The 13,309-nt window shown below is 68.3% G+C and carries 11 protein-coding genes and 2 tRNA genes; 8 read left to right on the forward strand and 5 right to left on the reverse strand.

Features of this window, described 5'->3' with window-relative positions:
* Nucleotides 1-118 precede the first annotated feature (118 nt).
* Nucleotides 119-313, forward strand: coding sequence for a hypothetical protein (locus tag ACWIGU_RS13500; RefSeq protein WP_100594330.1), 195 nt, complete (start codon nucleotides 119-121; stop codon nucleotides 311-313).
* 77 nt (nucleotides 314-390) lie between these two features.
* On the opposite strand, the gene ACWIGU_RS13505 is transcribed toward ACWIGU_RS13500, so the two are convergent.
* Nucleotides 391-461: transfer RNA gene (locus ACWIGU_RS13505), tRNA-Gly, on the reverse strand.
* A 141-nt stretch (nucleotides 462-602) separates the two neighbouring features.
* Here ACWIGU_RS13505 and ACWIGU_RS13510 point away from each other — a divergent pair.
* The 5 genes from ACWIGU_RS13510 (at nucleotide 603) to clpX (ending at nucleotide 5,325) form a co-directional block, all read left to right on the forward strand.
* A tRNA-Pro gene (locus ACWIGU_RS13510) sits at nucleotides 603-679 on the forward strand.
* A gap of 151 nt (nucleotides 680-830) precedes the next feature.
* Nucleotides 831-2,219, forward strand: a complete 1,389-nt coding sequence (gene tig / locus ACWIGU_RS13515) for a trigger factor (protein WP_454400371.1) — start codon at nucleotides 831-833, stop codon at nucleotides 2,217-2,219.
* Nucleotides 2,220-2,562: 343 nt separating this feature from the next.
* On the forward strand, nucleotides 2,563-3,171 hold the full coding sequence (locus ACWIGU_RS13520; protein ID WP_116513663.1) for an ATP-dependent Clp protease proteolytic subunit: 609 nt from the start codon (nucleotides 2,563-2,565) through the stop codon (nucleotides 3,169-3,171).
* A gap of 52 nt (nucleotides 3,172-3,223) precedes the next feature.
* Nucleotides 3,224-3,883 carry an ATP-dependent Clp protease proteolytic subunit gene (locus ACWIGU_RS13525; protein WP_454400373.1) on the forward strand — a complete coding sequence of 220 codons (660 nt, stop codon included), beginning with the start codon at nucleotides 3,224-3,226 and terminating at the stop codon, nucleotides 3,881-3,883.
* A gap of 155 nt (nucleotides 3,884-4,038) precedes the next feature.
* Nucleotides 4,039-5,325: an ATP-dependent Clp protease ATP-binding subunit ClpX gene (gene clpX, locus ACWIGU_RS13530; protein ID WP_266564255.1), complete on the forward strand. Its 1,287-nt coding sequence runs from the start codon at nucleotides 4,039-4,041 to the stop codon at nucleotides 5,323-5,325.
* Nucleotides 5,326-5,400: 75 nt separating this feature from the next.
* On the opposite strand, the gene ACWIGU_RS13535 is transcribed toward clpX, so the two are convergent.
* Nucleotides 5,401-5,853 (reverse strand): hypothetical protein, encoded by a 453-nt coding sequence (locus tag ACWIGU_RS13535; protein WP_454400375.1) that lies wholly within the window; start codon nucleotides 5,851-5,853, stop codon nucleotides 5,401-5,403.
* Nucleotides 5,854-6,015: 162 nt separating this feature from the next.
* Entirely contained in the window at nucleotides 6,016-6,978 is a 963-nt protein-coding gene (locus ACWIGU_RS13540) for a hypothetical protein (protein ID WP_454400377.1), read from the reverse strand.
* Nucleotides 6,979-7,164: 186 nt separating this feature from the next.
* On the opposite strand from ACWIGU_RS13540, the gene ACWIGU_RS13545 reads away from it, so the two are divergent.
* Entirely contained in the window at nucleotides 7,165-9,795 is a 2,631-nt protein-coding gene (locus ACWIGU_RS13545; protein ID WP_454400379.1) for a valine--tRNA ligase, read from the forward strand.
* A gap of 108 nt (nucleotides 9,796-9,903) precedes the next feature.
* Here the strand turns inward: ACWIGU_RS13545 and ACWIGU_RS13550 are convergent, their stop codons facing one another.
* Together ACWIGU_RS13550 and ACWIGU_RS13555 are read right to left on the reverse strand one after the other, a co-directional pair.
* Complete coding sequence (locus ACWIGU_RS13550) at nucleotides 9,904-10,548, reverse strand: hypothetical protein (protein ID WP_454400381.1); 645 nt, start codon at nucleotides 10,546-10,548, stop codon at nucleotides 9,904-9,906.
* A 117-nt stretch (nucleotides 10,549-10,665) separates the two neighbouring features.
* Complete coding sequence (locus ACWIGU_RS13555; RefSeq protein ID WP_454400568.1) at nucleotides 10,666-11,664, reverse strand: rod shape-determining protein; 999 nt, start codon at nucleotides 11,662-11,664, stop codon at nucleotides 10,666-10,668.
* 133 nt (nucleotides 11,665-11,797) lie between these two features.
* On the opposite strand from ACWIGU_RS13555, the gene folC reads away from it, so the two are divergent.
* A complete protein-coding gene (gene folC, locus ACWIGU_RS13560) occupies nucleotides 11,798-13,309 on the forward strand; it encodes a bifunctional tetrahydrofolate synthase/dihydrofolate synthase (RefSeq protein WP_454400383.1) in 1,512 nt (503 codons plus the stop codon).

Below are 13,309 nucleotides of genomic sequence, written 5' to 3' on the forward strand. Positions count from 1 at the left end.
GACGATGCGTCACCCGCCGCATACGGGGGCCGTGTTGGTGGCACGATGGTTCTGGCGGGGGTGTGCGGGGTCGTACCCCCCGGGCCGGGAGAGCGGACCGACCTAGGGTGTGATCAGTGTGGCCATTTCGCTGTCAGTGGTACTGCTGTTGGCGATCATTCTCGTGGTGCTGATCCGGGGAGGGTCGATCAAGGCCGGACCTGCCGTAGTGGCGGTCCTGTTCGGGTTCTTCCTGGCCTCGACCGGAATGGCCGACGACATCCAGAGGTTCCTGAACTCGATAGCGGACACGATCAACTCGATCCAGTTCTGACCGCTCGGGAGTCTGTCCGGCCCAGGACGTGAAAAACCCCGGGCCCGGTTCATGAGAACCGGGCCCGGGGTCACAAGAGCGGGCGACGGGAATCGAACCCGCGTAGCTAGTTTGGAAGACTAGGGCTCTACCATTGAGCTACGCCCGCACCGTTCGCGCCGCAGGTCGGTGACCGCGGCAACGGGAAGCATCGTAGCGGGTCCCGGACCCTCGCCGCACACCGCATTCACACCGCTCGTAATGCGGGAGCCGCACCGGCCGCGTGCATGTACCCTACGTGTCGCACCGACGGGGTGTGGCGCAGCTTGGTAGCGCGTCCGCTTTGGGAGCGGAAGGCCGTGGGTTCAAATCCCGCCACCCCGACCAGCGTCGCAACAGCAGCGTCTCAAGCGGTTGAACGCCTCCTCAAGATCGCGTTGTGGGACGGCTCCGGCTTGCCGTTACTATGCAAGCTGCGTGCCCGTGTGTCTCTTAACCGGGCAGGAACCCAGAAGTCAGCCCCCAAGGAGACCGAACCGTGAAGAGCGCCGTGGAGACCCTGAACCCGACCCGGGTTCGGCTCAGCATCGAGGTGCCCTTCGAGGAGCTCAAGGACAGCCTCGACGCGGCGTACAAGAAGATCAACCAGCAGGTCACGGTGAAGGGCTTCCGCAAGGGCAAGATCCCTGCCCGCGTCATCGACCAGCGGTTCGGCCGCGGTGCCGTGCTTGAGGAGGCCGTCAACGACGCGCTTCCGAAGTTCTACACCGAAGCGGTCAACGAGGCCGAGCTCAACGTGCTGGGCCAGCCCGAGGTCGACATCACGGAGCTGAAGGACGGCGAGACGCTGAACTTCACCGCCGAGGTCGACATCCGTCCCGAGATCGAGATTCCGGACTACTCCGGCATCGAGGTCGAGGTCGACGCCATCGAGGTCAGCGACGAGGACGTCGACAAGTCGGTGGAGCAGCTCCGTGAGCGCTTCGCCTCCACCTCCCCGGTCGAGCGGGCCGCCGAGGACGGCGACGTCGTCACGATCGACCTCGAGGCCAAGGTCGACGGCGAGGTGCTCGAGGACGGCATCGCGTCCGGCGTCTCGTACACGATCGGCTCGGGCGAGCTCCTCGAGGGCATCGACGAGGCCGTGAAGGGCCTGGAGGCCGGTGGCGAGGCCACCTTCACCTCCGAGCTCAAGGGCGGCTCCGCCGAGGGCAAGGAGGCCGAGGTCACCGTCAAGGTCACCCAGGTCGCCGCTCGTGAACTGCCGTCCCTGGACGACGACTTCGCGCAGCTGTCCTCCGAGTTCGACACCCTCGACGAGCTGCGGGCCGACAGCCGCAAGCGCCTCGAGAACATGAAGCAGTACGACCAGGCCACGCAGGCCCAGGAGCGCGTCCTGGAGAAGCTGCTCGAGCTGGTCGAGGTCCCCGTTCCCGAGAAGCTGCTCGAGGACGAGGTCAAGACCCGCAAGCACAACCTCGAGCACCACCAGCTCGGCCAGATGGGCCTCGACCTCGAGAAGTACCTCGAGATCCAGGGCAAGACGGTCGAGGAGTTCGACGCCGAGACCGCCGAGCAGGCCGTCAAGGGCATCAAGACGCAGTTCGTCCTCGACGAGCTCGTCAACAAGGAGAAGCTGAACGTCAACCAGGAGGAGCTCACCGAGCACCTCATGCGGCGCGCGCAGTCCTCCGGCATGTCCCCCGACCAGTTCGCCCAGGCTGTCGTCGAAGGCGGCCAGGTCCCGATGCTGGTCGGCGAGGTCGCCCGCGGCAAGGCCCTCGCGGTCGTCGTCGAGGCCGCCACGGTCAAGGACACGAACGGCGAGATCGTCGACCTCGAGGACGACGAGGACGAGTCGGCTGCCGCCGGCGAGACCGTCGAGGCGGACGCCTCCGCCGACGCCGAGGAGAAGAACGAGGCCTGAGCCGATCCCGGCTCCGCACGCTTCACGGGCCCCCAGGACGCCGCCTCGCGGCACCCTGGGGGCCCGCCCCTTTCCCGCCTGGGTCCCGGTACTGCCCGGCGGAGGGCTCGCGCGCGGTTCCGCGCGCCCCTGACGGGGCGCGACATGCGCTCACAGCGAACAGTTCCCCTTGCGGGATTCACCGAAGGGACCCGCGCGTTAGGGTCCATGAATACGAGGGCAGATGAGTCCCCGCGGCCGCCGCCGAAGGGCGGTGTGCAGGTGCGGTTCCCCGGCCCTCCGGATAAGACGCGAGACGGCGCGTTGCCGTCAGAGACGAGCAGGTGGATACGTGACGAATCTGATGCCTTCCGCCGCCGGTGAGCCGTCCCTCGGTGGTGGCCTCGGCGACCAGGTCTACAGCCGACTGCTCAACGACCGCATCATCTTCCTAGGCCAGCAGGTCGACGACGAGATCGCCAACAAGATCACTGCCCAGATGCTCCTCCTGGCCGCTGCCGACCAGGACAAGGACATCTACCTCTACATCAACAGCCCCGGTGGTTCTGTGACGGCCGGCATGGCGGTCTACGACACCATGCAGTACATCCAGAACGACGTCGTCACCATCGGCATGGGCATGGCCGCCTCCATGGGCCAGTTCCTGCTGACCGGCGGCACCCCGGGCAAGCGCTTCGCCCTTCCGAACACGGACATCCTGATGCACCAGGGCTCCGCCGGCATCGGAGGTACGGCTTCGGACGTCAAGATCCAGGCCGAGTACCTGCTGCGTACGAAGAAGCGCATGGCGGAGATCACGGCCCGGCACTCCGGGCAGACCGTCGAGACGATCATCCGTGACGGTGACCGCGACCGCTGGTACACCGCCGAAGAGGCCAAGGAGTACGGCCTCATCGACGAGATCATCAGTGCCGCTACGGGTGTTCCGGGCGGCGGCGGCACCGGGGCCTGATCCCCGGTTACGCGGTCATCCCAGCCCACCTCACCAGGACGGAACACCGACCATGAACAACATCCCCGGCAGCGGTCTGTACACCGGCCCGCAGGTCGACAACCGCTACGTGATCCCGCGCTTCGTCGAGCGCACCTCGCAGGGCGTGCGTGAGTACGACCCGTACGCGAAGCTCTTCGAGGAGCGCGTGATCTTCCTCGGCGTGCAGATCGACGACGCGTCCGCCAACGACGTCATGGCGCAGCTCCTGTGCCTTGAGTCGATGGACCCGGACCGTGACATCTCCATCTACATCAACAGCCCCGGCGGCTCGTTCACGGCCCTCACGGCCATCTACGACACGATGCAGTTCGTGAAGCCGGACATCCAGACGGTCTGCATGGGCCAGGCGTCCTCCGCGGCCGCCGTGCTCCTCGCCGCCGGTACGCCGGGCAAGCGCATGGCGCTGCCGAACGCCCGCGTCCTGATCCACCAGCCCTCCGGCGGCACCGGCCGTGAGCAGCTCTCCGACCTGGAGATCGCCGCGAACGAGATCCTCCGGATGCGTGAGCAGCTCGAGGAGATGCTGGCCAAGCATTCCACGACGCCGATCGAGAAGATCCGCGACGACATCGAGCGCGACAAGATCCTCACGGCCGAGGACGCCCTGGCGTACGGCCTGATCGACCAGATCATCTCCACCCGGAAGATGAACAACTCCGCGGTCGCGTGACGCAGCGCTGTATCGTCTGCCGCTCCTTGGCACGGTTCACGTCAAAGTGAACCGTGCCAAGGGGGGCCCGAACGGGGGGCCCGGCAAGGTACCGTCGGATACAGGCACCAGGAGCCGCTTACGCGAGCGTCTCCCAGGCGAAGGGGAAGCACCTCGTGGCACGCATCGGTGACGGCGGCGATCTGCTCAAGTGCTCGTTCTGCGGAAAGAGCCAGAAGCAGGTCAAGAAGCTCATCGCAGGCCCCGGTGTGTACATCTGCGACGAGTGCATCGACCTCTGCAACGAGATCATCGAGGAAGAGCTCGCGGAGACGAGCGAGGTCCGCTGGGAAGAACTTCCCAAGCCTCGCGAGATCTACGAGTTCCTCGAGGGCTATGTCGTCGGCCAGGAGGCCGCGAAGAAAGCCCTCTCGGTCGCTGTGTACAACCATTACAAGCGGGTCCAGGCCGGTGAGAACGGCGGAGCCCAGGGACGCGACGACGCGATCGAGCTGTCGAAGTCCAACATCCTGCTCCTGGGCCCCACGGGCTCGGGCAAGACGCTCCTGGCCCAGACCCTGGCCCGCATGCTGAACGTTCCGTTCGCCATCGCCGACGCGACGGCGCTCACGGAGGCCGGCTATGTGGGCGAGGACGTCGAGAACATCCTCCTGAAGCTGATCCAGGCGGCCGACTACGACGTCAAGAAGGCCGAGACCGGGATCATCTACATCGACGAGATCGACAAGGTCGCCCGTAAGAGCGAGAACCCGTCGATCACGCGCGACGTGTCCGGTGAGGGCGTCCAGCAGGCCCTGCTCAAGATCCTCGAAGGGACCACGGCTTCCGTCCCGCCCCAGGGCGGCCGCAAGCACCCCCATCAGGAGTTCATCCAGATCGACACGACCAACGTGCTGTTCATCGTGGGCGGCGCGTTCGCCGGCCTGGAGAAGATCATCGAGTCGCGGGCGGGTGCCAAGGGCATCGGCTTCGGCGCGACGATCCACTCCAAGCGCGAGCTGGAGGAGAAGGACCAGTTCCAGGAGGTCATGCCGGAGGACCTGGTGAAGTTCGGGATGATCCCCGAGTTCATCGGCCGTCTCCCCGTCATCACCTCGGTCCACAACCTGGACCGCGAGGCGCTCCTCCAGATCCTCCTGGAGCCGCGCAACGCCCTGGTGAAGCAGTACCAGCGCCTCTTCGAACTCGACGGCGTGGAGCTGGACTTCGAGCGCGAGGCCCTGGAGGCCATCGCCGACCAGGCCATCCTGCGCCGCACCGGCGCGCGCGGCCTGCGCGCGATCATGGAGGAAGTCCTCCAGTCCGTGATGTACGAGGTCCCCTCCCGCAAGGACGTGGCCCGCGTCGTCATCACGGCAGAGGCCGTCCACTCGAACGTGAACCCGACGCTGATTCCGCGGGACGCCCGTGGCTCGGGCAGCGGCGAACAGAAGTCGGCGTAGGCGGCGGAACGTTCACGAGCGGTGCCCGGCACAGAAGTGTGCCGGGCACCGCTCGTCTGTGCGGCAGAGCTGTGACTAGTCCGGGTTGACCTTCTTCGTTCCTGTGCAGGTCGAGAGTAGATCCGAGCCGTCGAAGAGGCCGCCCTGGATCCACGCGCGGGTGATGCCCGCGGTGTCAGAGGCGCTGGTATTCCACGCGTCCGTGGTGTTGGAGCCCTTCGTGTTGTGGTGCCAGGACCAGTAGTGAATGTCTCCGCCTCGCCTCTCAGTCACCAAGCGGACGACGGGGTGCGCGCTGTCCGTCTTCGTGTCCTCGGCTTCCAGGTGCACAGACGCCAATGAGTCGGGGCCGGCCCAGTTCCAGGAGGCGCGCACTTCCCCGACGACGGGGATCGGGCCCAGGATGGGGTGCTTCAGGGCGCACGAGCTGTCAGCTTCCGCGGCGGCAGCCGGTCCTGCTGCCAATGGAATGGCGGCGACAGCGACCGCCGAGCAGAGGAGCGCCGAGAATCTGTATTTGTGTCGCATGCTCACCTTTCACTTGGGCAAATCGCTGGCCGATAGGTGGGATTACCCTGAGTGATCATGCATCGCGAGGTCGGAAGGCGCACTTACTTTCGATTGGGAGTGAGCTGTGACACAGCCTGCGGATCGGCGTTGCGTCGGCGGCTTCGGGTACGACCGGTGGCATCAGGCCTTGACTCGGACCTCCGCGCGCAGCTTGGTGGTCTTATCTGCCGCGGCTTTCAGGTCCGGGCTCTTGCCCGTCGCGGCGAGAGCCATGTCGACCGGGATGACCACGCCGACCGTGCTGTGGTCGCCCCAGATGCACAGCGGCATCCGAATCTCCTTGGGTCCGGAGGCGGAGGTGCCGTCGCCCTGTTCGTTCTTGACGCGGGTCTCCTGGCATTTGACCACTGCGCCGTCGGCGTCGAAACTCTGCGGGCTGCCGGTCAGCTCACCGGTGGACGAGCTGTCGGCGGTCGACTGCTCCTTCATCTTGGTGAACATCGAGTCGACGACACTCTCCGGGTCATCGATCTGGCCATAGACGCCCATGAACTTTAGGAACTTGCCGGCGAGGGGGTTAGACCCATCGGCGGACTGATAGGCCGCGTTGACGGCCTTCGCGTTCTTGACACCGTTCTTCTCGGCGTCCTTGACGTCGTTGTCGCTGAGGCCGTCCTGGCTGTCGGTCGTGGACTTCTTGTATTCCGTGAGCACCGTCGCCGGCGTCGTCAGCTTGTGCGGGCCGTCGTCCGCCACGGACGAGCCGCCCCCGCCGAACATGAAGTACGCGCCCACGCCGATCGCCGCGACCACGGCCACCGCGCCGATGATCAGGCCCGTCTTCTTCTTGCCGCCACCGGGCGGGGGCGGAGGGACCTGCCCGTAGGGGGCCTGGGGCTGCTGGCCGTAGGGGCCCGGCTGCTGGGGCTGGCTGTAGCCGCCAGGCTGGCCGTACGGCTGCTGCGGCTGGCCGTACGGGGGCTGCTGCGGCGGCACGCCCTGCGGGGCCTGCTGCGGGTAGCCGTAGCCGGGCTGGGGCGCGGCCGGGGGCTGCTGGCCGTAGGGGCCCGGCTGCTGCTGGCCGTAGGGTCCGGGCTGCTGAGGCTGCTGCCCGCCGTACGGGCCCGGCTGGTTGTAGCTCATTTCTGGGGTTCCCCTCCCGATGCTTATGCGTTCCGAACATCCTGGCGGAAGGTGACCGTGTGTGGGGAACCCGGGGGCGGATCGGTGCCATGTTGTTGAAAGGTTGTTCCAGACGGCCGGGGCAGCCGCCGCGTCGCACGGGAATCCGGTTTCGGGGCACCCCTGCCGCGCCCCTAAACTGGGCCCGTGACCGAGAACACTCAGCAGCAGAATCCAGCGCCCACCACCGAACTGCCGACCCAGTACGCGCCGGCCGAGGTAGAGGGGGCGCTGTACGAGCGCTGGGTAGACCGGGGTTACTTCACCGCTGACGCGAACAGCGAGAAGGAGCCGTACACGATCGTCATCCCCCCGCCGAACGTCACGGGCGCGCTCCACCTGGGCCACGCCTTCCAGGTCACGCTCATGGACGCCCTCACGCGCCGCAAGCGCATGCAGGGCTACGAGACGCTGTGGCTGCCCGGCATGGACCACGCCGGCATCGCGACCCAGAACAAGGTCGAGCAGCAGCTCGCCGAGGAGGGCAAGTCCCGCCAGGACCTGGGCCGCGAGGCGTTCACCGACCGCGTGTGGCAGTGGAAGGACGAGTACGGCGGCCGGATCCTCGGCCAGCTGCGGCGCCTCGGCGCGGGCCTCGACTGGTCGCGTGAGCGCTTCACCATGGACGAGGGCCTGTCGAAGGCCGTCCAGACCATCTTCAAGAACCTGTACGACGACGGGCTCATCTACCGCGCCGAGCGCATCATCAACTGGTGCCCGCGCTGCCTGACGGCGATCTCGGACATCGAGGTCGACTACCAGGACGACGACGGCGAGCTCGTCTCGCTGAAGTACGGCGAGGGTGACGAGACGGTGGTCGTCGCCACGACCCGCGTCGAGACGATGCTCGGTGACACCGCCGTCGCCGTGCACCCCGACGACGAGCGGTACGCGCACCTGATCGGCAGGCACATCAAGCTGCCGCTCACCGACCGGACCATCCCGGTCGTCGCCGACACGCACGTCGACCCCGAGTTCGGCACCGGCGCCGTCAAGGTGACGCCCGCGCACGACCCGAACGACTTCGCGATCGGCCAGCGGCACGGCCTGGAGTCCATGACGATCATGGACGAGCGCGGTGTCATCACCGTGCACGGTCCCTTCCAGGGCCTCGACCGCTTCGAGGCGCGCTCCGCGATCGTCGCCGCCCTGCGCGAGCAGGGCCGCGTCGTCGCAGAGAAGCGCCCGTACGTCCACTCCGTCGGACACTGCTCGCGCTGCAAGACCACCGTCGAGCCGCGCCTGTCGCTGCAGTGGTGGGTCAAGGTCGACACGCTCGCCCAGGCCGCCGGTGACGCGGTCCGCGACGGGCGCGTCGCGCTCCACCCGAAGGACATGGAGAAGCGCTACTTCGACTGGGTCGACAACCTCAACGACTGGTGCATCTCACGCCAGTTGTGGTGGGGCCACCGGATCCCCGTCTGGTACGGGCCGAACGGCGAAGTCGTGTGCGTCGGCCCCGACGACCCGATCCCCGGCACGGAGGCCGAGGGCTGGACCCAGGACGAGGACGTCCTCGACACCTGGTTCTCGTCCGGCCTGTGGCCGTTCTCCACGCTCGGCTGGCCGGAGAAGACCCCGGACCTCGAGAAGTTCTACTCGACCGACGTCCTGCTGACCGGCCACGACATCATCTTCTTCTGGGTCGTCCGGATGATGATGTTCGGCCTGTACGCCATGGAGGACCAGGTCCCGTTCAAGACCGTCGCCCTCACCGGTCTCGTCCGCGACGAGTTCGGCAAGAAGATGTCGAAGTCGAACCCGAACGCGGTCGACCCGATCGACTGGATGGACGCGTACGGCTCCGACGCCGTGCGCTTCACCCTGGCCACCGGCGCCAACCCGGGTGCCGACGTGCCGATCGGCGAGGACTGGGTCAAGGCCTCTCGTAACTTCGCCAACAAGATCTGGAACGCGACGCGCTTCGCGCTGATGAACGGCGCGACCGTCGAGGGCCCGCTGCCGGCGCCGGAGGAGATGACGGCGACCGACCGCTGGATCCTGTCCCGGCTCAACAAGACCGTCGCCGAAGTCGACGCCTTCTACGACGACTTCCAGTTCGCCAAGCTCTCCGACGCCCTCTACCACTTCGCGTGGGACGAGGTCTTCGACTGGTACGTCGAGCTGTCGAAGACGACGTTCTTCGAGGGCGGCGAGCAGGCGAAGGTCTCGGGCCGAGTCCTCGGCGAGGTCCTCGATGTGACGCTGCGTCTGCTGCACCCGATCGTCCCGTTCGTCACTGAGACGCTGTGGACGACACTGACGGGTGGCGAGACGCTCGTGATCGCCGAGTGGCCCAAGGACAGTGGCTTCCGTGACGCCGCCGCCGAGAGCGAGATCGAGACGCTTCAGCAGGTCATCACCGAGGTCCGGCGCTTCCGTGCAGACCAGGGCCTGCAGCCCGGTCAGCGCGTGCCGGCCCGGCTCGACCTCGGCGGGACCGCGCTCGCCCCGCACGAGGCGGCCATCCGGCAGCTTCTGCGGCTGCAGCCCGAGGGCGACGCGTTCTCGGCCACCGCGACTTTGCCGGTCGCCGGTGCGCAGGTCGCGCTCGACCTGTCCGGCACGATCGACGTGGCGGCCGAGCGGAAGCGCCTCGCCAAGGATCTGGCCGCCGCCGAGAAGGAGAAGGCCCAGGCCACGGGCAAGCTCGGCAACGAGGCGTTCCTCGCGAAGGCACCGGACGCCGTCGTCGACAAGATCCGTGGGCGCCTCGCCAAGGCGGACGAGGACATCGCCCGTATCCAGCAGCAGTTGGAGCGGTTGCCTCAGGCCTGACGCGTGTGACGTGCCCTGGCGCGTCCGACGTGCCTGATGCGTGGTGAAGGCCCCCCGGGATCCTCTTGGTTCCGGGGGGCCTTCGCGATTCTCTGGGTGCCAGGGGCTTTATGCACGCAGCCCCAGGCGCTGCAGCTCCGCGTGCGCCAACGCGTCCAGCACCACAGGGTCCGCCTCCCGCCAGCCCTTCGCGAGGCAGCCGGGACCGGGGTCCGGGGGGACGTCCAGGTCCGGATCCAGGTCCGGGTCCAGGTCAGGGTCTTGGTCCGGGGTTCCGCCGATGGCGGCCGGGAGCAGTTCCGCCGTCGCCGCCAGTTCGTCCAGCGGGCGCAACAGCGCTCTCAGCGCCAGCAGTTCACGGCCGTCCTCCGTCGAGGCCAGCTCCTGCGCTGCCGCGGCCTGGCGCGTCCAGCGGATGCGGCGGGGCAGCCACACCGTGAGCATCAGGCCCACCGGGATCACGAAGAGCGCCACCGCGCCCAGGACCGCGAGCGCCTGTGCGGCCGCCGGGCCCTGCGGGGCCGGTGCCGCGTCCACGATCCTGTCGCCCGCGTGGGCCACGCCCCGCAACGCTCCGTCCACCGAGCTGCCGAGGAGCGGGATACGGGGGCGGTGCTGGGCCGGCTGGGAGGCCAGCTGTGCCAGCCGGTGCGCCGCCAGCGCCGCCGCTGCCCACAGCGCAATCCACAGCAGGGCGGCGCCGTCGCCCAGGAGTTGGAGTGCGCGTCGGCCGGGGTTGTGTGCGTACCACATGGTGCGATTGGACCTTCTCCGTACGGGGGCGGGGGCGCACCGCGCCGGGGGGTCTCCCGGCGTCCCCGGTTCGGGTCAGCTCTTCGTGGCCCCCGCACACCGTTCCGTTCGGGCCGCTCACGCCGCCGTGAGCAGGCGCTCGAGCGAGTCGAAGTCCTCCACGCACTTGCCGCAGCCCAGCGCCACGCTGTCCAGCGGGGCCTCGGCCGGGAAGACCGGGATGCCCGTGGCCTGAGCCATGCGCAGGTCCAGGCCGGGAAGCAGCGCGCCGCCGCCCGTCAGCACGATGCCGTGCTCCATGACGTCACCGGAGAGCTCCGGCGGGCACTCCTCGAGCGTCGCCCTGAGTGCCGAGACGATCGCCTCGACGGGAGAGTCGAGGGCTTCCCGGATCTCCTGGGCGGTGAGCTTCGCGGTGTGGGGGAGGCCTTCCAGCCGCCGGCGGCCTCGCACCGTGAAGGTGCCCGTTTCGGAGAGTTCCTCGGCCGGGGCCGCGGAGCCGATGGCCAGTTTGACCGCCTCCGCGGTGCGTTCGCCGATCAGCAGGCCGTGTTCCTTGCGCACGTGGGCCGTGATCGCGTCGTCCATGCGGTCGCCCCCGACCCGTAGGGACTGTGCGGTGACGATGCCGCCCAGCGAGATCACCGCGACCTCCGTGGTGCCCCCGCCGATGTCCACCACCATCGAGCCGCGCGCCTCGGCCACCGGGAGGCCCGCGCCGATCGCCGCTGCCATGGGCTCCTCGATGACGTGGACCGCCCGGGCCCCGGCTCGCTGTGCCGCGTGGACGATCGCACGGCGCTCCACCGGGGTGACTCCGCTGGGGACACAGATGACCATGCGGGTCCTGGGGCGGCGGCCCGGGACCGCCTTGCGGACGAAGTGGCGGAGCATCTCCTCCGCCGCCTCGTAGTCGCTGATCACACCGTCGCGAAGGGGGCGGACCGCGGTGATGGAGCCCGGGGTCCGGCCGAGCGTCTCCTTGGCCTCCGTGCCCACGGCGACGGTCGTCTTGTTCTGTTTCAGCGCCACCACTGAGGGCTCATTGAGCACGATCCCCTTGCCGCGTACGTAGAGAAGTGTGTTGGCGGTGCCGAGATCGATGCCTATGTCCATGATCGCCAAGTTTGCAGGGTGATGCTGTGGTCCGGAGGGATCAAGGTCCTGAAACGGACGGGCCGAAGGTCCCTGAGCTGCCAGGTGGGGTGCGGGCCGGGCCGTGCCGGTGGTTCTCCGTAGACTGGCTGGTGTGAGTGAGCTCCCCCCGCGCGACAGCGGCGAATCCGACGGCTTCGACGACATCGTGGATGCCGAGACCGAGCGTGACCCCGATCTGGCACTGATCGAGGCCGGCAGCCGTACCCTCCGCACGCAGGGGGGTGCTCCGCAGGGGGACGGCGTGCCCGCGCGGCCGCAGGACCCCGAGGTGGCCGAGGCCCTGCGAGAGGTCGAGACCGAGCTCGCGGGGCGGTGGGGCGAGACCAAGCTGGAGCCGTCCGTCTCGCGCATCGCCGCTCTGATGGACGTGCTCGGCGACCCGCAGCGCGCCTATCCCTCGATCCACATCACGGGGACGAACGGCAAGACGTCCACGGCCCGCATGATCGAGGCACTTCTCGGCGCATTCGAGTTGCGTACGGGGCGTTATACGTCGCCGCACGTTCAGTCGATCACGGAGCGCATCAGTCTCGACGGCGCGCCGATCGACTACGAGCGGTTCATCGAGACCTATCGGGACATCGCCCCGTATGTGGAGATGGTCGACCAGAAAGAGGAATTCCGGCTTTCCTTTTTCGAGGTGCTCACGGGGATGGCGTACGCCGCCTTCGCCGACGCACCGGTCGATGCCGCCGTCGTCGAGGTCGGGATGGGCGGCAGCTGGGACGCCACCAATGTGATCGACGCGTCGGTGGCCGTCGTGACGCCCATCGATCTGGATCACACGGACCGTCTGGGCTCCACCCCGGGTGAGATCGCTCAGGAGAAGGCCGGGATCATCAAGCAGGGCGCCACGGTGATCATGGCGCAGCAGCCCGTCGACGCTGCCCAGGTGCTCCTGAAGAAGGCCGTCGACGTGGACGCGACCGTGGCCCGCGAAGGGCTCGAGTTCGGCGTCGTCTCCCGCCAGGTCGCCGTGGGCGGGCAGCTGCTGACCCTGCGCGGGCTCGGCGGCGAGTACGACGGGATCTTCCTTCCGCTGCACGGTGCCCACCAGGCGCACAACGCGGCCGTCGCGCTGGCCGCCGTCGAGGCCTTCTTCGGGATCGGGTCCGAGCAGGCCCGTCTCCTCGACGTGGACACCGTCCGCCAGGCCTTCGCCGGTGCCACCTCGCCCGGCCGGCTGGAGGTCGTGAGGCGTTCGCCCACCGTGGTGCTCGACGCCGCGCACAACCCCTCCGGCGCCCGCGTCACCGCCGAGGCCATCAGCGAGGTCTTCGACTTCAGCCGGCTGGTGGGCGTCGTGGGAGCGAGCGGCGACAAGAACGTGCGCGGGGTGCTCGAGGCCTTCGAGCCGATCTTCGCCGAGGTCGTCGTCACCCAGAACTCCAGCCACCGCGCGATGGACGCCGACGAGCTCGCCGCCATCGCGGTCGAGGTCTTCGGGGACGAGCGCGTGCAGGTCGAGCCCCGCCTCGACGACGCTCTCGAGGCCGCCATCACGCTGGCCGAGGAAGAGGGCGAGTTCTCCGGCGGCGGCGTGCTCGTCACCGGCTCCGTGATCACTGTCGGCGAGGCCCGGCTGCTGTTGGGGAAGGGCTGA

It is taken from the genome of Streptomyces sp. NPDC055400 (assembly GCF_053644375.1).

Bases quoted from the DNA above. Each gene is read 5' to 3' on its own strand.
- ACWIGU_RS13520 (WP_116513663.1), top strand. From the start codon at position 2,563: ATGCCTTCCGCCGCCGGTGAGCCGTCCCTCGGTGGTGGCCTCGGCGAC.
- ACWIGU_RS13525 (WP_454400373.1), top strand. From the start codon at position 3,224: ATGAACAACATCCCCGGCAGCGGTCTGTACACCGGCCCGCAGGTCGAC.
- ACWIGU_RS13535 (WP_454400375.1), bottom strand. From the start codon at position 5,853: ATGCGACACAAATACAGATTCTCGGCGCTCCTCTGCTCGGCGGTCGCT.
- ACWIGU_RS13540 (WP_454400377.1), bottom strand. From the start codon at position 6,978: ATGAGCTACAACCAGCCGGGCCCGTACGGCGGGCAGCAGCCTCAGCAG.
- ACWIGU_RS13550 (WP_454400381.1), bottom strand. From the start codon at position 10,548: ATGTGGTACGCACACAACCCCGGCCGACGCGCACTCCAACTCCTGGGC.
- ACWIGU_RS13555 (WP_454400568.1), bottom strand. From the start codon at position 11,664: ATGGACATAGGCATCGATCTCGGCACCGCCAACACACTTCTCTACGTA.